Genomic DNA, 20,242 nt, shown 5'->3' on the forward strand with positions numbered 1-20,242 from the left:
CAGCGATCATCCGGCAGGGCTCAAGCCCGCCGTAGGGAAGGTGCAAGATGGTACAGGTGAGAGCGCATCAGCCCATCAATCTTGATGGCAGCATCAACCTGGAGGCATGGCTGGACCATGCTCTGAGCGTCGATCCGGCGCTGGACCGCGAGGCGCTGAAAGTCGCCTGCGAGTTCGCCCGCGATGCCGAGCAGCAGGCCAATGCCGCGCAGAATCTGTGGGTCGAGGGCACGTCGAGTTTCCAGATCGGTCTGGAAATCGCGGAAATCCTCGCCGACCTCAAGCTCGACCAGGATTCCCTGGTGGCGGCGGTGATCTACCGTGCCGTGCGCGAAGGCAAGACCACCCTCAAGCGCGTGCATGAGCTGTTCGGCCCGGTGGTGGCCAAGCTGATCGAGGGCGTGCTGCGCATGGCGGCGATCAGTGCCTCGCTGAATCCGCGCGACTCCCTGGTGCTCGGCTCGCAGGCGCAGGTGGAAAATCTGCGCAAGATGCTGGTGGCCATGGTCGATGACGTGCGTGTGGCGCTGATCAAGCTGGCCGAGCGCACGTGCGCGATCCGCGCAGTGAAGAACGCCGACGACGAGAAGCGTCATCGCGTCGCCCGCGAAGTCTTCGACATCTATGCACCGCTGGCCCACCGCCTGGGCATCGGCCATATCAAGTGGGAGCTGGAGGACCTGTCCTTCCGTTACCTGGAGCCCGAGCAGTACAAGCAGATCGCCAAGCTGCTGCACGAGCGCCGCCTGGACCGCGAGCAGTACATCGCCGAGGTGATGCAGCAGCTGCGCGACGAACTGACCGCCACCGGCGTCAAGCCGGACATCAGCGGGCGGGCCAAGCACATCTATTCGATCTGGCGGAAGATGCAGCGCAAGGGCCTGCAGTTCAGCCAGATCTATGACGTGCGCGCGGTGCGCGTGCTGGTGCCGGAAGTGCGCGACTGCTACACCGCGCTGGGCATCGTGCACAGCCTGTGGCGGCACATCCCCAAGGAGTTCGACGACTACATCGCCAACCCCAAGGAGAACGGCTACCGCTCGCTGCACACCGCGGTGATCGGCCCGGACGGCAAGGTCCTGGAAGTGCAGATCCGCACCCAGGCCATGCACGAGGAAGCCGAACTGGGCGTGTGCGCGCACTGGAAGTACAAGGGCACCGACGTCAAAGGCAACTCCGACCACTACGAAGAGAAAATTTCCTGGCTGCGCCAGGTGCTCGAGTGGCACGAGGAGCTGGGTGATATCGGCGGCCTGGCCGAACAGCTGCGGGTGGATATCGAGCCGGACCGGGTCTACGTGTTCACCCCGGACGGTCACGCCATCGACCTGCCCAAGGGCGCCACGCCGCTGGACTTCGCCTACCGCGTGCACACCGAGATCGGCCACAACTGCCGGGGCGCCAAGATCAACGGGCGCATCGTGCCGCTCAGCTACAGCCTGCAGACCGGCGAGCAGGTGGAGATCATCACCGGCAAGAACGGCTCGCCGAGCCGCGACTGGCTGAACTCCAACCTCGGCTACATCACCACCTCGCGGGCGCGGGCGAAGATCGTCCACTGGTTCAAGCTGCAGGCCCGCGACCAGAACGTTGCGGCCGGCAAGCTGATGCTCGAGCGCGAGCTGGCGCGCGTGGCGCTGCCCGCGGTGGACTTCGAGAAGCTGGCCGAAAAGTGCAACCTGAAGAACGCCGAAGACATGTACGCCGCCCTCGGCGCAGGCGACCTGCGCCTGGCCCATGCGGTCAACCAGGCGCAGCAACTGGTCGAGCCGGAGCGTGGCACCGAGCAGCTGGAGCTGATCCCGCGGCGTGCGGCCGGCAGCTACAAGCCGGGCAAGCGCGGCGATATCCAGATCCAGGGCGTCGGCAACCTGCTCACGCAGATGGCGGGCTGCTGCCAGCCGCTGCCGGGCGACCCGATCGTCGGCTATATCACCCTCGGCCGTGGCGTCAGCATCCATCGCCAGGACTGCTCCTCGGCGCTGCAACTGGCCAGCCGTGAGCCGGAGCGGATCATCCAGGTCAGCTGGGGCCCGGTGCCGGTGCAGACCTATCCGGTGGATATCGTCATTCGCGCCTACGACCGTTCCGGCCTGCTGCGCGACGTGTCGCAACTGCTGCTCAACGAGCGCCTCAACGTGCTGGCGGTGAACACCCGCTCGAACAAGGAGGACAACACCGCCTCCATGCTGCTGACCATCGAGATTCCGGGGCTGGATGCCCTGGGGCGTCTGCTGGGTCGCATCTCGCAGCTGCCCAACATTATCGAGGCGCGGCGCAATCGCAGCAGCTAACCGGTAGGGCGGGTGAACCCGCGTATCGCCACGCGGGTTTCACCCGCCCTACGGCCTAAAGAGAACCTGTCATGTACCAACTCGACGACCTGCTGCACCTGATGGCCCGTCTGCGCGACCCGCAGAACGGCTGCCCGTGGGACCTCAAGCAGGACTACGCGAGCATCGTCCCGCACACCATCGAGGAAGCCTACGAGGTGGCCGATGCCATCGAGCGTGGCGACTTCGAGCACCTGCCGGGCGAGCTCGGTGACCTGCTGTTCCAGGTTGTCTATTACAGCCAGCTGGCGCGTGAGGAAGGGCGCTTCGAGTTCGCCACGGTGGTCGACGCCATTACCCGCAAGCTGATCCGTCGCCATCCCCATGTGTTCGTCGATGGCGACCTGTATGGCGCACCCGATGCGGCCAGGCTCGAAGAGGCAGCGGTCAAGCAGCGCTGGGAAGAACTCAAGGCCGAGGAGCGCGCCGAGAAGGCCGCTGCGCCCGAGCAGTTGTCGCTGCTCGATGACGTGCCCACCGCGCTGCCGGCCCTGAGCCGCGCCGCCAAGTTGCAGAGGCGCGCGGCGCAGGTGGGTTTCGATTGGCCGGAAGCGCTGCCGGTGGTGGACAAGGTCCGCGAGGAGCTGGATGAAGTGCTTGAGGCCATGAGCGAGAACGACCCGCAGGCGATTGCCGAGGAGATCGGCGACCTGCTGTTCGTGGTCACCAACCTGGCGCGCCATCTCAAGGTCGACCCGGAAGCGGCCCTGCGCGCGGCCAATGGCAAGTTCGAGCGGCGCTTCCGTTTTATTGAACAGGCATTGCGCGAGGCGGCTCGGCCCATCGAGAATTGCAGCCTGGAAGAGCTGGATGCCCTGTGGGGCGAGGCCAAGAAACTGGAAAAGCAGTCCCCGGGCTGCTGACGATCAAGAGCGAGTACCCATGAGCATTTCCCTTCGCGACCAGCTACTGAAAGCCGGTCTGGTCAATGAAAAGCAGGCCAAGCAGGCCGACAAGCAGAAGCAGAAGCAACAGCGCCTGGAGAAGAAGAACCAGGTCGAAGTCGACGATTCGCAGAAGCAGGCCGCCCTGCAAGCCATGGCCGAGAAGGCCGCGCGCGACCAGGAACTGAATCGCCAGCAGCAGGAGAAGATCGCGCAGAAGGCTCTGGCCGCGCAGATCAAGCAGCTGATCGAAACCTCGCGCCTGCCGAAGATGACCAGCGAGGACTACTACAACTTCGTCGACGAGAAGAAGGTCAAGCGCATCGCCGTCAACAGCATGATGCGCGACAAGCTCAGCCGTGGCTCGCTGGCCATCGTGCGCCTGGGTGGTGGTTACGAAGTCATCCCGCGTGAAGCGGCGCTGAAGATCCAGGAACGTGATGCCCAGCGCGTGCTGTTGCTCAATACGCCGACCGAGGCGCCGGATGCCGATGATCCGTACGCGGCCTACCAGGTGCCGGACGACCTGATGTGGTGATGCGTTTTGTGTGAAAAAAACCGGGCCAGGCCCGGTTTTTTTATGCAGGGCTGTTCAGCAGTGCTGGTTGCCTAGCAGCACCCGGCCGAAGCTGGCGTAGGCATCCAGCGGGGTGATGGCGAGCAGGTGGTCGAGGCGCAGCTGCTGTTCGCCGCTGTTGTCGCGCACGATGAAGAACTCTTCCTTGCTCGGGGCCGTGTGGGTGTTCACGGCCGTCGCCTGCAGCTCGCCGCCGTCTACCAGCTCGATGCGTAGGCGGTAGTGGTGCATGCAGGCGATTTCCAGGTAGTCGTAGAGGTCGCAGGACAGCGGTTGATAGGCGTCGCTCATCACGGGCTACTCCGGGAAGCAAAGGCTCAAGCCTAGTCGCCTGGCGCCGAACGGGCACAAAAAAGCCGGGCAGTGCCCGGCTTTTTCATTCAGGCGCAGTGCCTAGTCCTTTTTACCCTGTACGGTGCGGCCGTTGACCTTACCGTCCTTGAGCATGATCTGGTATTCCTTGCCGTCCTTCTCCACCTGGTACAGGCGCACCAGCAGGAAATCCCAGTCCTTGGCGAACCACAGCACGGTCTTGCGGCTGCTCTGGGTCGGGTCGCGCACGCGCTCGACCTTGATCGCATCGATCAACCCGGCCTGGGTGCGCACGCGCTCCTCGCCGAGGACGCGGAAGTCGTAGGTTTCGAGTTCGTCGCCATCGACTACCTGGTAGCTCATGCTCTGCTTGCCGTCAGCGACGTCATGCTGCAGGGCCAGTTGGTAGGTCGACTTGTCCAGCAGGCCGCGGTTGAGGGTCAGGCGTACCGGGTCGCCGCGATCGGTGCCGAGTATCTGCTTCTCGGTCCAGTCGAAATCCAGCTCGACTTCCTTGCTCTTGCCCAGGCCGCTGCGCTGGAAGCGGTAGGTCAGGGGCAGGAAGGCGCCGTTTTCCACGCGCAGGGTGCTGGTTTCATTGAGGCTGGCGACCAGCATGGAGGCTTCGAAACCCAACTCCCAGCGGCCGTTGTCCAGCGCCTTGAGGCTGCGGCTGGCGGTGCCGGTGATGGGCACCTGTTTCCAGTCGGCGGTGTAGCTGGCGGAGAACGGCTGTAGGTCGGCTGCCTGCAGCGGCAGGGTCAGTACAGCGAGCAGCATCAGCAGAACGCGGGGCATGGAGGCTCCTATGGACGGATGAGATGACCGCTGGCGGGTAGCGTCTGGCCATCCAGCACGGTGCCGGATGAGTCGAGGCGCAAGCGGCCAGCAGCGAACCAGTGCATGGCCAGCGGGTAAATGCGGTGTTCTTCGGCATGTACGCGCTGGGCCAGGGTGTCTGGCGTGTCGTCGGACTTTACCGGGACTACTGCCTGTACGACCAGAGGGCCACCATCGAGTTCCTCTGTCACGAAGTGCACGCTGCAACCATGCTCGCTGTCACCAGCCTCCAGCGCGCGCTGGTGGGTGTGCAGGCCTTTGTACTTGGGCAGCAGCGAGGGATGGATATTCAGCAGGCGGCCCTCGTAGTGACGGACGAAGCCGCCACTGAGGATGCGCATGAAGCCGGCGAGGACCACCAACTGCGGATCGAAGCCGTCGATGGCCTCGACCAGCGCGGCGTCGAAGGCTTCGCGGCCGTCGAACTGCTTGTGGTCGAGCACCAGGGTGGCGATGCCGGCCTGTTTCGCCCGCTCCAGGCCGTAGGCGTCGGCGCGGTTGGAAATCACCGCGCGGATGCGGGCCGGGCTGTCAGCGGTGGCGATGCTGTCGATCAGGGCCTGCAGGTTGCTGCCAGACCCGGAAATCAGCACCACGACATTGCAGTCGACCATCAGTGGCTTTTCAGGTTGTTCAGAATGACCTGGGCAGCGCCTTCGGCAGCGGTGCCGATCTGGCCGATGACCCATGGGGCTTCGCCCGAGGCGCGCAGGTTGGCGAGGGTTGCTTCGACCTGATCCTGGGCCACGCAGATGACCATGCCGACGCCGCAGTTGAGTACGCGGTGCATCTCGTGCTCGTCGACGTTGCCTTGCTGTTGCAGCCAGTCGAATACCACCGGGCGATTCCAGCTGGCCACGTCGACCACGGCCTGGGCGCCTTGCGGCAGCACGCGCGGGATATTGTCGAGCAGGCCGCCGCCAGTGATGTGGGCCATGGCTTTGACTGCGCCAGTGTCCTTGATCAGCTTGAGCAGCGGCTTGACGTAGATGCGGGTCGGCGCCATCAGCAGGTCGGTCAGCGGTTTGCCATCGAGCTGGGTGGCTTCGATGTCGACGCCAGCGACTTCGATGATCTTGCGGATCAGCGAGTAGCCGTTGGAGTGCGGGCCGGAGGAGGGCAGGGCGATCAGCGCGTCGCCAGTGGCGACTTTCGAGCCGTCGATGATCTCGGCCTTTTCCACCACGCCGACGCAGAAGCCGGCCAGGTCGTAGTCTTCGCCTTCGTACATGCCCGGCATTTCGGCGGTTTCACCACCGACCAGGGAGCAGCCGGCCAGCTCGCAACCGGCGCCGATGCCGGTGACCACGGTGGCGGCCACGTCGACGTTGAGCTTGCCGGTGGCGTAATAGTCGAGGAAGAACAGCGGCTCGGCGCCGCACACCACCAGGTCGTTGACGCACATGGCGACCAGGTCCTGGCCGATGCTGTCGTGTTTGTTCAGGTTCAGTGCCAGGCGCAGCTTGGTGCCGACGCCGTCGGTGCCGCTGACCAGTACCGGCTGCTTGTAGCCGGCGGGAATTTCGCAGAGGGCGCCGAAACCACCCAGGCCACCCATGACTTCCGGGCGCGCGGTGCGCTTGGCCACGCCTTTGATGCGTTCGACCAGGGCTTCACCGGCGTCGATGTCTACACCGGCGTCTTTGTAGCTGATGGAGGGTTGCTTGCTCATGGGTACGGGCCTTTGAAAAGGGGGGAATGCTGGGGTCGACCGGGCAGCGATAGGGTCTGCGTGCGAGCCGGTCTGCGAAGGCGCGCGATTTTATCAGGCTTGCCCGCCAGCGGCCACCGGCCCCGACGGTTGCCGGGTGCGAGGCGGCTGTTTAAGGTATAGCCCTTCGCGCGCGAAAACCGCGCAGCTCTCAGTCCGGAACCCACCATGCGTCTATCTGCCTGCCTGCTTGCCTCGTGCCTTGCGCTGTTCAGCCTGTCCGCCAGTGCCGAAATGGTCAGCGATCTCTACCAAGTGCGCGAGGCGGTCACCAGCCAGCAGCCGGATGAGCGCAATGCCGCCCTCGGCAAGGCGCTGGAAACCCTGCTGCTGCGCCTGACCGGCGACAGAAAGGCACTGCAGAACCCTGCGCTGGCGGGCGTACGCCAAGACCCCCAGCAACTGGTCAGCCGCTTCAGCTACGAGGGCGACAAGCTGGTGGTGGATTTCGATCCGCTGACCACCGAGAACAAGCTGCGTGAAGCCGGCCTGCCGCAATGGGGCAGCAATCGCCCGGCGATCCTGACCTGGTGGCTGAATAGCACGGCCGAAGGTTCCAGCCTGCTCGGTGATGCTCAGGAAGCCGCCGCTCCGCTGCGTCAGGCTGCGCAACACCGTGGCTTGCCGCTGCGCCTGCCGCTGGCCGACCTGTCCGAACAGATGGTCGCGACTCCGGAAAACCTCGGCGCCACCCAGGCCGATGCCCTGCAACCGATCTCCGAGCGTTACGCCGCTGATGCCCTGCTGGCGGTGCAGGCCCATGAGGATGGCGGTCAGTGGCAGGCGCAGTGGCGCCTGTGGCTGGCCGATAGCCGCGAGCAGGGCACGGCCCAGGCTGCCGACCTGAATGCATTGAGCGACGCCGTCATGCTTGCCGTGAGCGAGCGCCTGGCGCCGCGTTTCGTGGTCAAGCCGGGTAGCGCAAGCGCCATGACGGTTGAGGTGCAAGGCGCCAACCTGGCGCGCTATGCCGAGCTGGAGCGTCTGCTGGAACCCTTCGCCGCGCGCCTGCAGCAGGTGAACGGTGATCGCATGACCTGGCAGGTCAACGCCAGCGCCGAGCAACTGCGTGCCCAGCTGGGCCTGGCCGGTTTGCAGGAGGTTCCGGCCGACGCCGCGCCGCTGGATGCCAGTGCCCAGCCGGGTAGCACGGCAGCTCCTACCCCTGCGCCAGCCCCGAGCAACCTGCTGCGTTTCAGCTGGTAAAACTACCAGCCGGTGCGCTGAGCGCACCGGCACCTGGGCCTGAGCACCCTCAACGAAGCAAGGCGGAGTGCCCGCAATGACTGATTCGCGTCGCTGGATGTGGCTGATTGGAGTGTTCCTGCTCGGTTGGCTGATCTACCTGCTGTCCCCGGTGCTATCGCCGTTCCTGGTGGCCATGTTGCTGGCTTATATGGGCGACCCGCTGGTGGATCGCCTGGAGCGCCACAAGCTGTCGCGCACCTGGGGCGTGGTGCTGGTATTCAGCCTGTTCAGCCTGCTGTTGCTGGTTCTGCTGCTGGTGCTGATACCCATGCTCGGTCGTCAGCTGGTGCGCCTTTATGAGCTGGCCCCGCAGATGCTCGACTGGCTGCAGCACCAGGCCTTGCCCTGGACGCAGGCGCAGCTGGGGCTGCAGGAAGGTTTCTGGCGCTTTGACCAGATCAAGGAGGCCTTGTCCGGGCACCTGGGCAAGACCACCGACATCGTCGGTGCCGTACTGGCCCAGGCCACGGCCTCGAGCCTGGCGCTACTCGGCTGGCTGGGCAACCTGCTGCTGATCCCGGTGGTGGCGTTCTACCTGCTACGCGACTGGGATCTGATGGTCGCCAAGCTACGCGGCTTGTTGCCGCGCTCACGCGAGAGTCGGGTGGTGCAGCTGGTCGGCGAGTGCCATGAAGTGCTTGGTGCCTTCATGCGCGGGCAGTTGCTGGTGATGCTGGCGCTGGCCTTCATCTATGCCAGCGGCCTGATGCTGGTCGGCCTGGAACTGGGCCTGCTGATCGGTGTGCTCGCCGGGCTGGCGAGCATCGTGCCGTACATGGGCTTCGTGGTCGGCTTTGGCTCGGCCGTGGTGGCGGCGCTGTTCCAGTACGGCGGCTTCGAGGCCTATCCGCTGATTGGCGTGCTGGTGGTATTCGGCATTGGCCAACTGCTCGAAGGCACGGTGCTGACGCCCATGCTGGTCGGCGACCGTATCGGCCTGCATCCGGTAGCGGTGATCTTCGCCATCCTCGCCGGTGGCCAGCTGTTCGGCTTCGTCGGCGTCCTGCTAGCCCTGCCAATGGCCGCAATTATCATGGTGCTGCTGCGCCATGCGCATGATTTCTATAAACTTTCCGAACTTTACGGAGAGTCTTCCGGCGATTCGCAAGAACCGCCGTCCCCTGCATGAAACCAATCCAGCTTCCCCTCGGCGTACGTCTGCGCGACGACGCCACCTTTGCCAACTACTACCCGGGCGCCAACGCCGCGGCGCTCGGCTATGTCGAGCGCCTGTGCGAAGCCGATGCCGGCTGGACGGAAAGTCTGATCTACCTATGGGGTGGTGAGGGCGTCGGTCGCAGCCATCTGCTGCAGGCGGCCTGTCTGCGCTTCGAGCAGCGTGGCGAGTCGGTGGTGTATCTGCCGCTGGCCGAGGTGGCCGATTTTGGCCCGGAGATGCTGGATAACCTGGAGCAGTGCGAGCTGGTGTGCCTGGACGATCTGGATGCGGTGGTCGGTCGGGCGGACTGGGAAGAGGCGCTGTTCCACCTATTCAATCGCCTGCGCGACAGTGGTCGGCGCCTGCTGCTGGCCGCGGCCGCCGCGCCGCGCGAGCTGCCGCTGGGTTTGGCCGACCTGCAGTCGCGGCTGACCCTGGCGCTGGTGTTCCAGCTGCATTCACTGTCCGACGAGGACAAGCTGCGCGCCTTGCAATTGCGCGCCTCGCGCCGCGGCCTGCACCTGACCGACGACGTCGGCCGCTTCATCCTTACCCGTGGCGAGCGCAGCATGAGTGCCTTGTTCGAATTGCTCGAACGGCTCGATCAGGCTTCGCTGCAGGCCCAGCGCAAGCTGACCATTCCCTTCCTCAAGGAAGTGCTCGGCTGGTAGGTCTTGAGTAGGTGCGAGGCGGGCATCCAGTCCCGCGATTAGTGTCTGCGCAGGTTTATGCCTTTCAGGCTTCGCCGGCCAGCTTGCGGTCGTGCTGGAAGCGCCAGCGGGTGTAGAGCAGGGCGCTGCAGAACAGGCTCAGGCTGAGCAGCGTTTCCAGCACGCCGAACAGCATGCGCGCCGGGTCAATGGCGGCGAGGATGCCCTGGATGAAATAGATGTTCACCACGAAGCACGCCCAGGCGTGGGTACGGGCGTGGCCGAGTATCAGGCCGGGGGCGAGCAGGAGTAGCGGTACCAGTTGGATCGCCAGGACTACCCAGGTGCGCGCGCCGTGCAGGTCGGCAAACAGCAGGTTCCAACCCAGCAGCAGTGCCGCCAGGGCCAGGAAGCTGAACAGGCTCAGGGCATGGCTCAGCTTGAGGCGTGGTTGCAGCCAGTCGAGGGTGGGAAGGGGTTTTGCTTGCTTAGCCACGCGGAGACTCCAGCTTCAGGGCAGTTGCGGCCAGACGCTGGCCAAGGGCGCGGCACAGGCCGATTTCATGTTCGTCGAGGGTGCGTTTGCCATCGGCGCCGGCATGGTGGCTCGGGCCGTAGGGCGTGCCGCCACCGCGGGTTTCCAGCAGGGCGCCTTCGCTGTAGGGCAGGCCGCAGACCAGCATGCCGTGGTGCAGCAGCGGCAGCAGCATGGACAGCAGGGTGCTTTCCTGGCCACCGTGCAGGCTGGCGGTGGAGGTGAAGACCCCGGCTGGTTTGCCGACCAGCTCGCCGGTCAGCCACAGGCTGCTGGTGCCGTCGATGAAGTACTTGAGCGGTGCGGCCATGTTGCCGAAGCGCGTCGGGCTGCCCAGGGCCAGGCCGGCGCAGTGCTTGAGGTCGTCGATGCTGGCGTAGAGCGGGCCATCGTCGGGGATGGCGGGCGCGGTGGCTTCGCAGTCGGCGGAGATTGCCGGCACCGTGCGTACACGCGCTTCCATGCCTCCTAGCTCGATGCCGCGAGCAATCTGCCGGGCCATCTCGGCGGTGGCGCCGTGGCGGCTGTAGTAAAGCACCAGGATGTAGGGCGAACTCATGCCAGCAGCTCCAGGACTTTTTCCGGTGGCCGGCCGATCACGGCTTTGTCGCCGGCAACCAGAATCGGGCGTTCGATCAGCTTGGGGTGCTGAGCCATGGCTGCGATCAGCTGCGCCTCGCTGAGGCTGCTGTCGGCCAGGTTGAGGGCCTTGTATTCGTCTTCGCCACTGCGCAACAACTGGCGTGCACCGATCCCCAGTTTGCCCAGCAGAACCTGCAGTTCACTGGCGCTGAGCGGGGTTTCCAAGTAGCGCACCACGGTCGGCGTCAGGCCGCGGGCTTCGAGCAGCTCCAGCGCACCACGGGATTTCGAGCAGCGCGGGTTGTGATACAGGGTCAGATCGGTCATGGGCGGGTGCCTATTGGCGAATGAGGGCGCTATTCTACCCGCGTCGGCGCTTTTGGGCGCTGCGAGCATTCAACGGGTTCTAAGGAGAGGGTATGCGGCAGCGGCTGGACGATGTGGTGGAGTTCTGGCGCTTCCTGTTCCAGCGTTTCCTAGCCGACCGTGCCATGCATAGCGCCGCCGCGCTGACCTACACCACGCTGTTTGCGGTGGTGCCGATGATGACCGTGACGTTTGCCATGCTCTCGGCGATTCCGGTGTTCCAGGGCATGGGCGAGCAAATCCAGGCCTTCATCTTCCACAACTTCGTGCCATCTTCCGGTGAGACGGTGCAGGAATACCTGCAGGCCTTCACCACCCAGGCGCGGCACCTGACCTGGGCTGGCGTGGTGTTGCTGGCGGTGACCGCGTTCATGATGCTGGTGACCATCGAGAAGGCTTTCAATGCCATTTGGCGCGTGCGTCAGCCGCGTCGCGGGGTTTCCAGCTTCTTGCTGTACTGGGCGATTCTCAGCCTTGGCCCGCTGTTGTTGGGCGTGGGTTTTGCCGTCAGCACCTACATCGCTTCGCTGTCGCTACTGTCCGGCCCGGATGCGCTGATCGGCGCCAAGACCCTGTTGGGTTTCGCGCCGTTGCTGTCGAGCGTAGCGGCGTTTACCCTGATCTATGCGAGTGTGCCCAATGCGCGGGTGCCGCTGCAGCATGCGCTGCTGGGCGGGCTGTTCACTGCGGTGTTGTTCGAGATCGCCAAGGCGCTGTTCGCTCAGTACGTGCGCCTGTTTCCCGGCTACCAGCTGATCTATGGGGCGTTCGCCACGGTGCCGCTGTTCTTGCTGTGGGTGTACCTGTCGTGGTTGATCGTGCTGTTCGGTGCGGAGCTGGTGTGCAACCTGTCTTCGTCGCGGCACTGGCGGCGCCTGGCGTTGCCGCGGGTGCTGGTGCTGCTGGGGGTGGTGGGCGTGTTCCATGAGCGCCAGCGCCAGGGGCAGGCGGTACGCTATGTCGATGTGCAGCGCCAGGGCTGGCGGTTGCCGGAAGATGAGTGGGAGGAAATCCTCGGTTTTCTCGAGCGCGAGCAACTGGTGTGTCGTGCCTCTGGGGGCGGCTGGGTGCTGTGTCGTGATCTGGAGCATTACAGCCTGCATCAGTTGCTGGTCCGGAGTCCCTGGCCGCTACCCGTACCACAGCAGTTGCCGGCGCAACTGGATGAGGCCTGGTACCCGGCGCTGAGCCTGGCACTGCAGAAGCTGCATGGCGAGCAGGAAGTGCTGTTTGGCGGCAGCCTGGCGCAATGGCTGCGGGGCCAGAAGTGAGCGAGGCGGGGTGACGAATTTCGTCAGTTTAGGGCGCGACGCAGCGTGTCATCACGGCTGAGGTGCTCGTAAACACAAGGAATCTACAGCCGGGAAGGCTGGCATGCTTCTGGCAATCTGTCTGATATTTACTGGCAGACTGCCAGTAGCCTGAAGGTGAATCAGGGATGTGGGTATGAGCAGTCAGAAAGGCAAAGTGATTCCGCTGCATGCGCGCGAATCCGATGAGGCGCTGGAGCGCTTGAATCGCATCACCGGTTTGCGTTTTGCACGCTGGCCGCAATCGCTGGTGCCGCTGGCCCGGCAGGCCGCCGAAGAACCGGAGGCGCCGGTTGAGGGTGCTACGGTCGTGCGCTTTGGGGTGTTCTAGGCAGGGTTTGCTGTTTGCAGAAAAACAAAACCCCGCGCAAGGCGGGGTTAGGTGAGTGGCGTGAGGTTCAGGCCAATGCTTGTTGTGCCGAGCCGGCGAGCGACTCGACAGCCTGGACGAACAATTCTTCGACGATCAGTCCCTGCACCGCTACGGCGGAGCGCAGGCGGATCTGCATGTCTTCGATCTTCTGCTTCACCGGCAGGCGGGCGACGCCTGAGAGCATCACCTTGTTGTGCACACTGACCTTGCCGTGGTCCACGGCGATCTCGCGGCGCTGGCTGCCATCCTGGTAGCTGACCATCAGCGACACCGGCAGGTTGGCCAGGCCGGGTAGTTGCAGCCAGGCGGCGACGTTGAATTCCGCCACGCGCCCCTCATAGGGTGTCACGCTGGTGCGCGCGCCATTGATGATGCTCGAGGGGACAGGGCCGATCAGCTTGTCGGTGGCTTGGGTCATGCGGCAGGCTCCGGTTTGGTCTTCTGGCTTATTGGAGTGCGGCGATTATAGGCAGGCGAGTCGGCTGGAAACTGTGCACAGTCGCGCCGTTTCCTGTGATTTTCGTCGCAGATCAGGCCAGGCGCAGCGGATGGCGCACCACGCAGGCAGTGCTCAGATTGGCGGCAGGCAGCGGCATGGCGGCCTGGGTGTTGACGTTGGCCAGTTGCAGCCAGAGGTGTTCATCCTCGACGAACTGCCCGCAGGGTAGCCACAGGCCGTGGTGCCAACCGTTGCCGGGGGCCGGGGTGCTTTGCAGAACACCAGGATGGGTTTGCGCGCTGGGTGCGCGGCGCAGCCATACGGCGCGGGCCAGGCCCTTGAGGTAGCGCAGGCCCAGGTGCAGGCCTTCAAGGTTCTGGTGGCGCCAGCGTACTAGGGCCAGGGTCGGCGTACCGCTGTGCGGTAGTACCAGGACCAACTGGCCGACCGGCAACTGGCTGGCCAATTCGGCTTTGCACAGCAGGCGGGCGCCGCCGGCGCTGGCATCGAGCATTTGCGCTGCGCAACTGCCAGGGCGCTTTTCCAGCAGTTGCGCGTGAATTCCGCTGAGCCCGACGACCAGATTGCAGTCGGCACTGAAATCGGCGCGCGGGTGGCGGCGTTGCTGGCGCCCCAGCCAGTGCTGGCGAACCCGCTCCAGCAACACCCGTTCGGCCGGGGTCTGCAGGGGCGCGGGGTCATGCAGGGCAACCAGCAGGGCGCCCAATTCCAGGCGTCGCAGGTAGACCGGATTACTGACGATGGGCTGCTCGAAGGACAGGCAAGGCTGGTCGTGACTGAGGTCGATCACCGGACCTTCCTGTTCGTCCTCATCATCCCAGGGCAGCAGCCGTGCCAGCTCGGCCAGCGGGGTGATGGCGCCGAACAGCTGCGGGCACTCGCCTTCGGTAAGGTGGAACGGGTTGCTCATGGCCAGCAACAGCATCTGCTGGTAAAGCCCGCGCAGGTTGCCGGCCGGGGTTGGCTGGAAGGGTGCGGCGACGTGTTCGTCGAGGCACTCCTGGTGCTCGCCGATCCAGTACAGCAGATGACTGTCGCGCCACAGTGCGGCGGGTGGCTCCTGATAGAGCTGGTAGTGGCGCATCAGACTCTGCGAGAGAAAGTGCTGAGCCATGTACAGGCACCAGGCCAGGTGCGGGCGCGAGGGTTGTCGGCCTTGGAGGATTTGCAGCAGCAGGCGTTTGAAGCCCACTGCCAGCTCATCGCACAGGCGCACGAAGAGCGGTGAAGGCGGCATGCCTTGATGCAGCAGGGCCGAGTAGTGACGGTATTCTTCGCTGAAGCTTTGCAGGGCGCGCTGCCTTTCAAGTAAGGTCATGGCGCAGCGATTCAGGCGAAACAACAGGTGCAGAACCTGTTGCAGGGCATCCGCATGCGGCTGTTGGCGGACGGCAATGAGCTGCTCAGCCAGGCCGGCAATCGGCGGGGCTTCCTCTTCGAGGATGTCCGGCACTTCCAGGCGCAGGGCATCCAGCGTCATATCAACTCCGCGTGCACGAGGAGCGAATGCATGAGACGGCAACTCCAGATAGTAGTAGGGCTGATTGCCGGGCTGTTCCTGGCCGGCTGTGCCGACGACTGGGGCGTCGATCAGCATGCACGAAAGGTACCGGCTGCACAGCTGGAAGGCCAGTGGTTAGTGATCAATTACTGGGCCGAGTGGTGCGGTCCCTGTCGCACCGAGATCCCCGAACTGAATCGGCTCGATGATCAATTGCAGGGACGCCATGCCCGGGTGCTGGGGGTCAACTTCGATGCCTTGCAAGGCGACGACTTGAACGAGGCAGCCAGCGCACTCGGTATTCGCTTTACCGTGCTGGCCCAAGACCCGGCGCAGCGCCTGGAACTACCGCGCAGCGACGTGCTGCCGACCACCTACATCATCGATGATCAGGGCAAGCTGCGTGAGCGCCTGGTCGGTGAGCAGACTGCCGCTGGGCTGCAGGCCAAGCTGGCGAAACTACAGGCAGGGGAGTAGGGCGATGCGCATCTGTTTGCATGGCTATGTCAGTGGCAAGGTCCAGGGCGTGAGCTTTCGCCAATGCACCGCAGAGCAGGCTGAACGCCTGGATCTGGATGGCTGGGTGCGCAACCTGGCGGATGGTCGTGTGGAGGTGCTGGCGGAGGGTGACGAGGCGCACGTTCGCGAGCTTGCAGCTTGGCTGGAGCAGGGGCCGAGCCAGGCGCGGGTTGATGGTGTCGAGCTGGAAGAGCAGCCGCTGCAGGGCGTAGTCGGCTTTATCGTGCGCCGCTAGCGGCCCGGTTACTCAGTCTTCACCCGGATCGGCGGCCAGGCGGCCGGCATCCTTGAGCAGCGACTTGAGGAATTCCTCTTGCAGCTCGGGGTCGTTGCGGGTCAGTTCGATCAGGCTCTGTTCCAGCTCGCTGGCTTCTTCTTCCAGGCCCAGGTCGGACAGGCGTTTGACCCGGTGTACCCACTGCGCCACTTCGTCGTCTTCCAGATCGTCGTAGATCAGCGCATGGGCTTCCTGCAGCTTGCCGCGCAGGTGGCGGCTGACCAGCAGGCTGGCTTCGCCCTTGGTGTTGTCGAGCGGGTCTTCCACGCTGAGCAGCAGGGTGCCGACACGGCTGGCGTCCTGCTCGGAGAAGGGGCTGTCGAGCAGGTTCAGGCGCAGCACACCATTGCGGTCGGTGCTCAGCTCGTAGGTCTGCTTGTCGGCCTTGACCAGTACCGGGCGATCAGCCCAGGGCAGGCTCGAATACTCGGTGCGCTTGTCGATCTGCTGTTCGTTGAGGTCGGCCAGGTTCTGCTGCGAGCGGCCGTTGGACTGGACGTTCATCGCCGGGTTGAGGCCGGCGAAGCCGTAGCTGATCCAGTCCTTGGTCGCGCTGTCCGGCAGACGGCCGAGCATCACCACGTTGAGCACGTTGGCGCCGATGCCGGCAACCACAGCTACCGCGCCCAGCGGCACTTCATACAGCTCGCGCCAGGGCTGGTAGGGGGTGTAGCGATCGTAGCGACGGGTCACCTCGTACTCGGTGACCTCGAAGGTTTTTTGCTCGTGGATACGCACCCGCCGCTGCGGCAGCTCCAGTACGCGCGGTTCGCCCACGTCGATCTGCAGGCTGTGGTCGAGCAGTTTGCGCTCGACGCGCTCCTCATGCTCGCTGCGCTGTGGCAACTGGTTGGCGCAGCCGCTGAGGAAGAGGGCGCCTGCCAGGGCAGCGCCGATGCGGAGGGTGTGTCGCTTGAACATGCTAGCTCTTGATGTCGCTGTAATCAGCGGCCGGTACGGGTGTTGATGAAGGACAGGATGTCCGCGCTGGCAACCTGCTGGCTTTCGCTGTCACGGCGATGCTTGTACTCGAGGTTGCCCTCGGCCAGGCTGCGCTCGCTGACCACGATGCGGTGCGGGATGCCAATCAGCTCCATGTCGGCGAACTTCACGCCTGGGCTGGTCTTCTTGTCGCGGTCGTCCAGCAGCACTTCGAAGCCGGCGGCCGCGAGTTCGGCGTACAGCGTGTCGGTGGCTTCGCGTACGGCTTCGTTCTCGTACTTCATCGGCACCAGGGCGATCTGGAAGGGCGCCAGGGCGTCGCTCCAGAGAATGCCGCGCTCGTCCCAGTTCTGCTCGATGGCTGCAGCCACCACGCGCGAAACGCCGATGCCGTAGCAACCCATGGTCAGCGTGACCGGCTTGCCGCTTTCACCCAGGACCTTGCAGCCCAGGGCTTCGCTGTACTTGGTGCCGAGCTGGAAGATGTGCCCGACTTCGATACCGCGTTTGATCTCCAGCTTGCCCTGGCCGTCTGGGCTAGGGTCACCGGCAACCACGTTGCGCAGGTCGGCAACGGCCGGCAGCGGCAGGTCGCGTTCCCAGTTGAGGCCGAAGTAGTGCTTGCCGTCGACGTTGGCACCGGCGGAGAAATCGCCGATCAGTGCCACGGAACGGTCGATCACGCAGGCAATCGGCAGGTTCAGTGGGCCCAGCGAGCCAGGACCGGCACCAATGGCTGCACGGATTTCGGCTTCCGAGGCGAATACCAGTGGGCTGGCGACCAGTTCGTGGTTGGCGGCCTTGATTTCGTTCAGCTCGTGGTCGCCACGGACGATCAGGGCAATCAGCTTGCCTTCTTCGGCAGCGCGGACCACGAGGGTCTTGACGGTTTTCTCGATGGCCAGACCGAACTGGCTGACCAGGTCGTCGATGGTCTTGGCGTCCGGTGTGTCGGCCAGGCGCAGTGATTCAGTGGCAGCAGCGCGCTGGGTTTCACGCGGGACGGCTTCGGCCTTTTCGATGTTGGCGGCGTAGTCGGAGGTGTCGCTGAAGGCGATATCGTCTTCACCGGACTCGGCCAGTACATGGAACTCGTGGGAGCCGGTGCCGCCGATGGAGCCGGTGTCGGCCTGCACCGGGCGGAAGTTCAGGCCCAGGCGGCTGAATACATTGCAGTACGCCTGGTGCATGCGATCGTAGGTTTCCTGCAGCGATTCCTGGCTGGTGTGGAAGGAATAGGCATCCTTCATCAGGAACTCGCGGCCACGCATCAGGCCGAAGCGCGGACGGATCTCGTCACGGAACTTGGTCTGGATCTGGTACATGTTGATCGGCAGCTGCTTGTAGCTGTTCAGCTCGTTGCGCGCCAGATCGGTGATCACTTCTTCGTGGGTCGGGCCGACGCAGAATTCGCGGCCATGGCGGTCCTTGATGCGCAGCAGCTCCGGGCCGTATTGCTCCCAGCGGCCGGATTCCTGCCATAACTCGGCCGGCTGGATGGCTGGCATCAGCACTTCGAGCGCACCCGCTGCGTTCATTTCCTCGCGCACGATGGCTTCGGCCTTGCGCAGCACGCGCAGACCCATGGGTAGCCAGGTGTACAGGCCGGAGGCCAGCTTGCGGATCATGCCAGCGCGCAGCAGCAGCTGGTGGCTGATCACTACGGCATCGGACGGCGTTTCTTTGAGGGTGGAAAGCAGGTACTGACTGGTACGCATGTTTGGCCGTTCTGTCGGTTGCGGGGGCGGAGAGTGGCTCGGCATTGTACGGTGCCAGCCATGTGGCGTACAGGACAGACCGGGAGTTGAAGGTGGCAGAGCTGATCGCTGGACAGGTGCAGGCGCTGATTCGCGCGGGTGTGCCGATGGCCGAGGATATCGATCTGCAGATCGACCGGCTGGATGGCGAGCTGGCCGTGGTACGGGTGCCGTTTCAGGCACGTTTGGTGCGGCCGGGTGGCACGGTGTCGGGGCCGACTATCATGGCGCTGGCCGATGCGGCCATGTATGCGGTGGTGCTGGGGCGTTTGGGGCGGGTGGAGATGGCGGTAACGGCCAACCTTAATATCAACTTCCTGGCCAAGCCAAAGGCGATCGACTTGCTTGCTGAGGCGCGCATCCTGCGCCTGTCGCGACGCCAGGCGGTGTGCGAGGTGCAGCTGTATTCGCTGGGTGCAGAGGATGAGTTGGTGGCGCACGTTACCGGTACTTACGCTTTACCGCTCTGAATGAAAAAACCCGGCCTAAGCCGGGTTTTTTGCTGTGTGACCTGAGCGCGAGGCTTACAGGACGTCCAGCGGGTACTCGATGAACAGGCGCCATTCGTTCATGTCTGTACCGAAGTTGTTGTCGGCACGATAGATCGAGTTACGAGCCTTGAACGCCAGGTCCTTGGCTGCGCCTTCTTGAACCACGTATTTAACCTGGTTGAAGATTTCACGCTCGGTGGCATCGCTCTCATTGAGAACTTGGATGTCATAGCCGTAGACGTAAGCGGTTTTCCAGCTTAGGCCTGGAGCGCCGTAGGTGGCGAAGTCCAGTTCGTAGCTTGCTTGAACGGATTTCTCGTCAGCAGCGTTGAAGTCGGAGTAGTAGGAGTTGGCTACCCAGATAGCGCTGCCGCCGTCGCCGATGTCGTAGGCGTAGCCGACGTCACCGCTGTTCTGCTGGTAGGCCAGGATGAAGGCGTGTGCACCGGTGGTGAACTTACCTGCCAGGCTGGCGATGGTGTTGTCGTCGCCTTCAATACCGTTACCGAAGAACATGTCCGACGCAGTAGTGTCGTTCTCGTACTTGGTTTTGTAGATGTTGAAGTCGAAGTTCAGAGCCTGCTCTTCGCCCATCGGAATGGTGTAGTTCACGTTGGCGTACTGCTTCTTGGCGACATCATCGATGTCCGAGTAGTACAGGGCAGCGCTCAGGTTTTCGGTGAACTGGTAGCTACCGCCGGCTACGTCAGTGCTCTTCAGTTCCAGGTCGTCAGCAGAGGCGTCCCACATGGAGCTGTTCTGGGTGAAGTGACCGACGTTCAGCTCGAGACCTTCGATCTCGCTGCTGGTGATCATGGTGCCAGTGAAGCTTTGCGGCAGCAGACGGCTGTCGTCATAGGCCAGAACCGGCAGGTTCGGCATCTGATTGCCGTACTTCAGTACGGTGTTGGACAGGCGTACTTTAACGGCAGCGCCCGCTTGGGCCCAGTCGTCAACCGGCGTGTTGTCGCCTTTGCTGTTGACTTCGTTGGAGTCGCCAATCAGGCCGCCCATGTTGTGGTTGCTAGCGGTGCCGCCACCGCCATCCAGCTTGATACCTTGCATGGCGAATGCGTCAACACCAAAGCCTACAGTGCCCTGGGTGAAGCCAGACTCGAAGGTGCCGATGAAGCCTTGGCCCCAGGCTTTGGCGTCGGAAACGCCTTTGTTGTAATCACGGTTCCAATAGGTGTTGCGCAGGAACAGAACAGCGTCTGCATCTTCCACAAAGCCGTTGGCTTCAGATTGTGCGCTGGCGAAAGCCAGTTGGGTGGTACCGGCGGTCACGGCCAGGGCCAGTGCGCTCCACTTCATCACTTGCATTGTGATTGCTCCTTTGGTTTAGAAGATTTTCTGCGGCCCAATTAATTGTTGTATGGGCTGCTCTTTCTTTTTGTGTCGGCGATAACTTATAG

General features: G+C 63.9%; 23 protein-coding genes. 11 read left to right on the forward strand and 12 right to left on the reverse strand.

Translation table 11 applies throughout. The annotated features are described in order from the left end of the window. Positions 1-47: 47 nt before the first annotated feature. The 3 genes from relA to H3H51_RS19845 all read left to right on the forward strand — a co-directional run bounded on the left by relA (position 48) and on the right by H3H51_RS19845 (position 3,755). A complete protein-coding gene (gene relA, locus H3H51_RS19835) occupies positions 48-2,294 on the forward strand; it encodes a GTP diphosphokinase (RefSeq protein WP_183090813.1) in 2,247 nt (748 codons plus the stop codon). A 71-nt stretch (positions 2,295-2,365) separates the two neighbouring features. Next, the gene (gene mazG, locus H3H51_RS19840; protein ID WP_183090814.1) at positions 2,366-3,196 is read left to right on the forward strand and encodes a nucleoside triphosphate pyrophosphohydrolase; all 831 of its coding nucleotides are present in this window, start codon (positions 2,366-2,368) and stop codon (positions 3,194-3,196) included. A gap of 19 nt (positions 3,197-3,215) precedes the next feature. Next, a complete protein-coding gene (locus H3H51_RS19845) occupies positions 3,216-3,755 on the forward strand; it encodes a DUF2058 domain-containing protein (RefSeq protein ID WP_183090815.1) in 540 nt (179 codons plus the stop codon). A gap of 54 nt (positions 3,756-3,809) precedes the next feature. On the opposite strand, the gene H3H51_RS19850 is transcribed toward H3H51_RS19845, so the two are convergent. The 4 genes from H3H51_RS19850 to purM all read right to left on the reverse strand — a co-directional run bounded on the left by H3H51_RS19850 (position 3,810) and on the right by purM (position 6,618). Continuing rightward, complete coding sequence (locus H3H51_RS19850) at positions 3,810-4,085, reverse strand: Rho-binding antiterminator (RefSeq protein ID WP_183090816.1); 276 nt, start codon at positions 4,083-4,085, stop codon at positions 3,810-3,812. A gap of 102 nt (positions 4,086-4,187) precedes the next feature. Then, positions 4,188-4,904 carry a DUF3108 domain-containing protein gene (locus tag H3H51_RS19855; RefSeq protein ID WP_183090817.1) on the reverse strand — a complete coding sequence of 239 codons (717 nt, stop codon included), beginning with the start codon at positions 4,902-4,904 and terminating at the stop codon, positions 4,188-4,190. Between the two features lie 8 nt (positions 4,905-4,912). Further along, positions 4,913-5,560, reverse strand: coding sequence for a phosphoribosylglycinamide formyltransferase (gene purN, locus H3H51_RS19860; protein WP_407926524.1), 648 nt, complete (start codon positions 5,558-5,560; stop codon positions 4,913-4,915). Next, positions 5,560-6,618 carry a phosphoribosylformylglycinamidine cyclo-ligase gene (gene purM / locus H3H51_RS19865; protein WP_183090818.1) on the reverse strand — a complete coding sequence of 353 codons (1,059 nt, stop codon included), beginning with the start codon at positions 6,616-6,618 and terminating at the stop codon, positions 5,560-5,562. Before purM ends, purN begins: the two co-directional genes overlap by 1 nt. A gap of 207 nt (positions 6,619-6,825) precedes the next feature. Here purM and H3H51_RS19870 point away from each other — a divergent pair, with 207 nt between their 5' ends. The 3 genes from H3H51_RS19870 to hda all read left to right on the forward strand — a co-directional run bounded on the left by H3H51_RS19870 (position 6,826) and on the right by hda (position 9,735). After that, a complete protein-coding gene (locus H3H51_RS19870; protein WP_183090819.1) occupies positions 6,826-7,863 on the forward strand; it encodes a DUF2066 domain-containing protein in 1,038 nt (345 codons plus the stop codon). A gap of 76 nt (positions 7,864-7,939) precedes the next feature. Beyond that, on the forward strand, positions 7,940-9,034 hold the full coding sequence (locus H3H51_RS19875; RefSeq protein WP_183090820.1) for an AI-2E family transporter: 1,095 nt from the start codon (positions 7,940-7,942) through the stop codon (positions 9,032-9,034). Next, positions 9,031-9,735 (forward strand): DnaA regulatory inactivator Hda, encoded by a 705-nt coding sequence (gene hda, locus H3H51_RS19880; protein ID WP_183090821.1) that lies wholly within the window; start codon positions 9,031-9,033, stop codon positions 9,733-9,735. Before H3H51_RS19875 ends, hda begins: the two co-directional genes overlap by 4 nt. A gap of 64 nt (positions 9,736-9,799) precedes the next feature. Here hda and H3H51_RS19885 read toward each other — a convergent pair whose 3' ends face one another. The 3 genes from H3H51_RS19885 to arsC are packed head-to-tail and all read right to left on the reverse strand — an operon-like array spanning position 9,800 to position 11,158. Next, positions 9,800-10,210, reverse strand: a complete 411-nt coding sequence (locus H3H51_RS19885) for a DUF2069 domain-containing protein (RefSeq protein WP_183090822.1) — start codon at positions 10,208-10,210, stop codon at positions 9,800-9,802. After that, on the reverse strand, positions 10,203-10,808 hold the full coding sequence (gene wrbA, locus H3H51_RS19890) for an NAD(P)H:quinone oxidoreductase (protein WP_183090823.1): 606 nt from the start codon (positions 10,806-10,808) through the stop codon (positions 10,203-10,205). Before wrbA ends, H3H51_RS19885 begins: the two co-directional genes overlap by 8 nt. Continuing rightward, positions 10,805-11,158 (reverse strand): arsenate reductase (glutaredoxin), encoded by a 354-nt coding sequence (gene arsC, locus H3H51_RS19895; RefSeq protein WP_183090824.1) that lies wholly within the window; start codon positions 11,156-11,158, stop codon positions 10,805-10,807. Before arsC ends, wrbA begins: the two co-directional genes overlap by 4 nt. A 92-nt stretch (positions 11,159-11,250) precedes the next feature. On the opposite strand from arsC, the gene H3H51_RS19900 reads away from it, so the two are divergent. Together H3H51_RS19900 and H3H51_RS19905 are read left to right on the forward strand one after the other, a co-directional pair. Continuing rightward, positions 11,251-12,468, forward strand: a complete 1,218-nt coding sequence (locus H3H51_RS19900) for a YihY family inner membrane protein (RefSeq protein ID WP_183090825.1) — start codon at positions 11,251-11,253, stop codon at positions 12,466-12,468. A 175-nt stretch (positions 12,469-12,643) separates the two neighbouring features. Then, positions 12,644-12,838, forward strand: coding sequence for a hypothetical protein (locus tag H3H51_RS19905; RefSeq protein ID WP_183090826.1), 195 nt, complete (start codon positions 12,644-12,646; stop codon positions 12,836-12,838). 67 nt (positions 12,839-12,905) lie between these two features. On the opposite strand, the gene H3H51_RS19910 is transcribed toward H3H51_RS19905, so the two are convergent. After that, complete coding sequence (locus H3H51_RS19910) at positions 12,906-13,298, reverse strand: hypothetical protein (RefSeq protein WP_183090827.1); 393 nt, start codon at positions 13,296-13,298, stop codon at positions 12,906-12,908. Between the two features lie 112 nt (positions 13,299-13,410). Beyond that, positions 13,411-14,820 (reverse strand): PilZ domain-containing protein, encoded by a 1,410-nt coding sequence (locus H3H51_RS19915; RefSeq protein WP_183090828.1) that lies wholly within the window; start codon positions 14,818-14,820, stop codon positions 13,411-13,413. A 30-nt stretch (positions 14,821-14,850) separates the two neighbouring features. Between H3H51_RS19915 and H3H51_RS19920 the strand changes: the two genes are divergently transcribed. Together H3H51_RS19920 and H3H51_RS19925 are read left to right on the forward strand one after the other, a co-directional pair. Further along, on the forward strand, positions 14,851-15,318 hold the full coding sequence (locus H3H51_RS19920) for a TlpA family protein disulfide reductase (RefSeq protein ID WP_183090829.1): 468 nt from the start codon (positions 14,851-14,853) through the stop codon (positions 15,316-15,318). Between the two features lie 4 nt (positions 15,319-15,322). Continuing rightward, positions 15,323-15,595: an acylphosphatase gene (locus H3H51_RS19925; protein WP_183090830.1), complete on the forward strand. Its 273-nt coding sequence runs from the start codon at positions 15,323-15,325 to the stop codon at positions 15,593-15,595. 12 nt (positions 15,596-15,607) lie between these two features. Here the strand turns inward: H3H51_RS19925 and H3H51_RS19930 are convergent, their stop codons facing one another. Both H3H51_RS19930 and H3H51_RS19935 read right to left on the reverse strand, forming a co-directional pair. Then, positions 15,608-16,558, reverse strand: a complete 951-nt coding sequence (locus H3H51_RS19930; RefSeq protein ID WP_183090831.1) for a hypothetical protein — start codon at positions 16,556-16,558, stop codon at positions 15,608-15,610. A gap of 23 nt (positions 16,559-16,581) precedes the next feature. After that, positions 16,582-18,297, reverse strand: a complete 1,716-nt coding sequence (locus H3H51_RS19935) for a proline--tRNA ligase (RefSeq protein WP_183090832.1) — start codon at positions 18,295-18,297, stop codon at positions 16,582-16,584. Positions 18,298-18,398: 101 nt separating this feature from the next. On the opposite strand from H3H51_RS19935, the gene H3H51_RS19940 reads away from it, so the two are divergent. Continuing rightward, entirely contained in the window at positions 18,399-18,806 is a 408-nt protein-coding gene (locus H3H51_RS19940) for a PaaI family thioesterase (protein WP_183090965.1), read from the forward strand. A 54-nt stretch (positions 18,807-18,860) separates the two neighbouring features. Here the strand turns inward: H3H51_RS19940 and H3H51_RS19945 are convergent, their stop codons facing one another. Next, positions 18,861-20,150: an OprD family porin gene (locus H3H51_RS19945; RefSeq protein WP_183090833.1), complete on the reverse strand. Its 1,290-nt coding sequence runs from the start codon at positions 20,148-20,150 to the stop codon at positions 18,861-18,863. Between the last annotated feature and the right edge of the window lie 92 nt (positions 20,151-20,242).

Source organism: Aquipseudomonas ullengensis, from assembly GCF_014174475.1.
GTDB lineage: Bacteria > Pseudomonadota > Gammaproteobacteria > Pseudomonadales > Pseudomonadaceae > Aquipseudomonas > Aquipseudomonas ullengensis.

What these genes read in the sequence shown, in the direction of transcription:
- relA (WP_183090813.1), top strand. Translation starts at nt 48, where the DNA reads ATGGTACAGGTGAGAGCGCATCAGCCCATCAATCTTGATGGCAGCATC.
- mazG (WP_183090814.1), top strand. Translation starts at nt 2,366, where the DNA reads ATGTACCAACTCGACGACCTGCTGCACCTGATGGCCCGTCTGCGCGAC.
- H3H51_RS19845 (WP_183090815.1), top strand. Translation starts at nt 3,216, where the DNA reads ATGAGCATTTCCCTTCGCGACCAGCTACTGAAAGCCGGTCTGGTCAAT.
- H3H51_RS19850 (WP_183090816.1), bottom strand. Translation starts at nt 4,085, where the DNA reads ATGAGCGACGCCTATCAACCGCTGTCCTGCGACCTCTACGACTACCTG.
- H3H51_RS19855 (WP_183090817.1), bottom strand. Translation starts at nt 4,904, where the DNA reads ATGCCCCGCGTTCTGCTGATGCTGCTCGCTGTACTGACCCTGCCGCTG.
- purN (WP_407926524.1), bottom strand. Translation starts at nt 5,560, where the DNA reads ATGGTCGACTGCAATGTCGTGGTGCTGATTTCCGGGTCTGGCAGCAAC.
- purM (WP_183090818.1), bottom strand. Translation starts at nt 6,618, where the DNA reads ATGAGCAAGCAACCCTCCATCAGCTACAAAGACGCCGGTGTAGACATC.
- H3H51_RS19870 (WP_183090819.1), top strand. Translation starts at nt 6,826, where the DNA reads ATGCGTCTATCTGCCTGCCTGCTTGCCTCGTGCCTTGCGCTGTTCAGC.
- H3H51_RS19875 (WP_183090820.1), top strand. Translation starts at nt 7,940, where the DNA reads ATGACTGATTCGCGTCGCTGGATGTGGCTGATTGGAGTGTTCCTGCTC.
- hda (WP_183090821.1), top strand. Translation starts at nt 9,031, where the DNA reads ATGAAACCAATCCAGCTTCCCCTCGGCGTACGTCTGCGCGACGACGCC.
- wrbA (WP_183090823.1), bottom strand. Translation starts at nt 10,808, where the DNA reads ATGAGTTCGCCCTACATCCTGGTGCTTTACTACAGCCGCCACGGCGCC.
- arsC (WP_183090824.1), bottom strand. Translation starts at nt 11,158, where the DNA reads ATGACCGATCTGACCCTGTATCACAACCCGCGCTGCTCGAAATCCCGT.
- H3H51_RS19900 (WP_183090825.1), top strand. Translation starts at nt 11,251, where the DNA reads ATGCGGCAGCGGCTGGACGATGTGGTGGAGTTCTGGCGCTTCCTGTTC.
- H3H51_RS19905 (WP_183090826.1), top strand. Translation starts at nt 12,644, where the DNA reads ATGAGCAGTCAGAAAGGCAAAGTGATTCCGCTGCATGCGCGCGAATCC.
- H3H51_RS19910 (WP_183090827.1), bottom strand. Translation starts at nt 13,298, where the DNA reads ATGACCCAAGCCACCGACAAGCTGATCGGCCCTGTCCCCTCGAGCATC.
- H3H51_RS19915 (WP_183090828.1), bottom strand. Translation starts at nt 14,820, where the DNA reads ATGACGCTGGATGCCCTGCGCCTGGAAGTGCCGGACATCCTCGAAGAG.
- H3H51_RS19920 (WP_183090829.1), top strand. Translation starts at nt 14,851, where the DNA reads ATGAGACGGCAACTCCAGATAGTAGTAGGGCTGATTGCCGGGCTGTTC.
- H3H51_RS19925 (WP_183090830.1), top strand. Translation starts at nt 15,323, where the DNA reads ATGCGCATCTGTTTGCATGGCTATGTCAGTGGCAAGGTCCAGGGCGTG.
- H3H51_RS19930 (WP_183090831.1), bottom strand. Translation starts at nt 16,558, where the DNA reads ATGTTCAAGCGACACACCCTCCGCATCGGCGCTGCCCTGGCAGGCGCC.
- H3H51_RS19935 (WP_183090832.1), bottom strand. Translation starts at nt 18,297, where the DNA reads ATGCGTACCAGTCAGTACCTGCTTTCCACCCTCAAAGAAACGCCGTCC.
- H3H51_RS19945 (WP_183090833.1), bottom strand. Translation starts at nt 20,150, where the DNA reads ATGCAAGTGATGAAGTGGAGCGCACTGGCCCTGGCCGTGACCGCCGGT.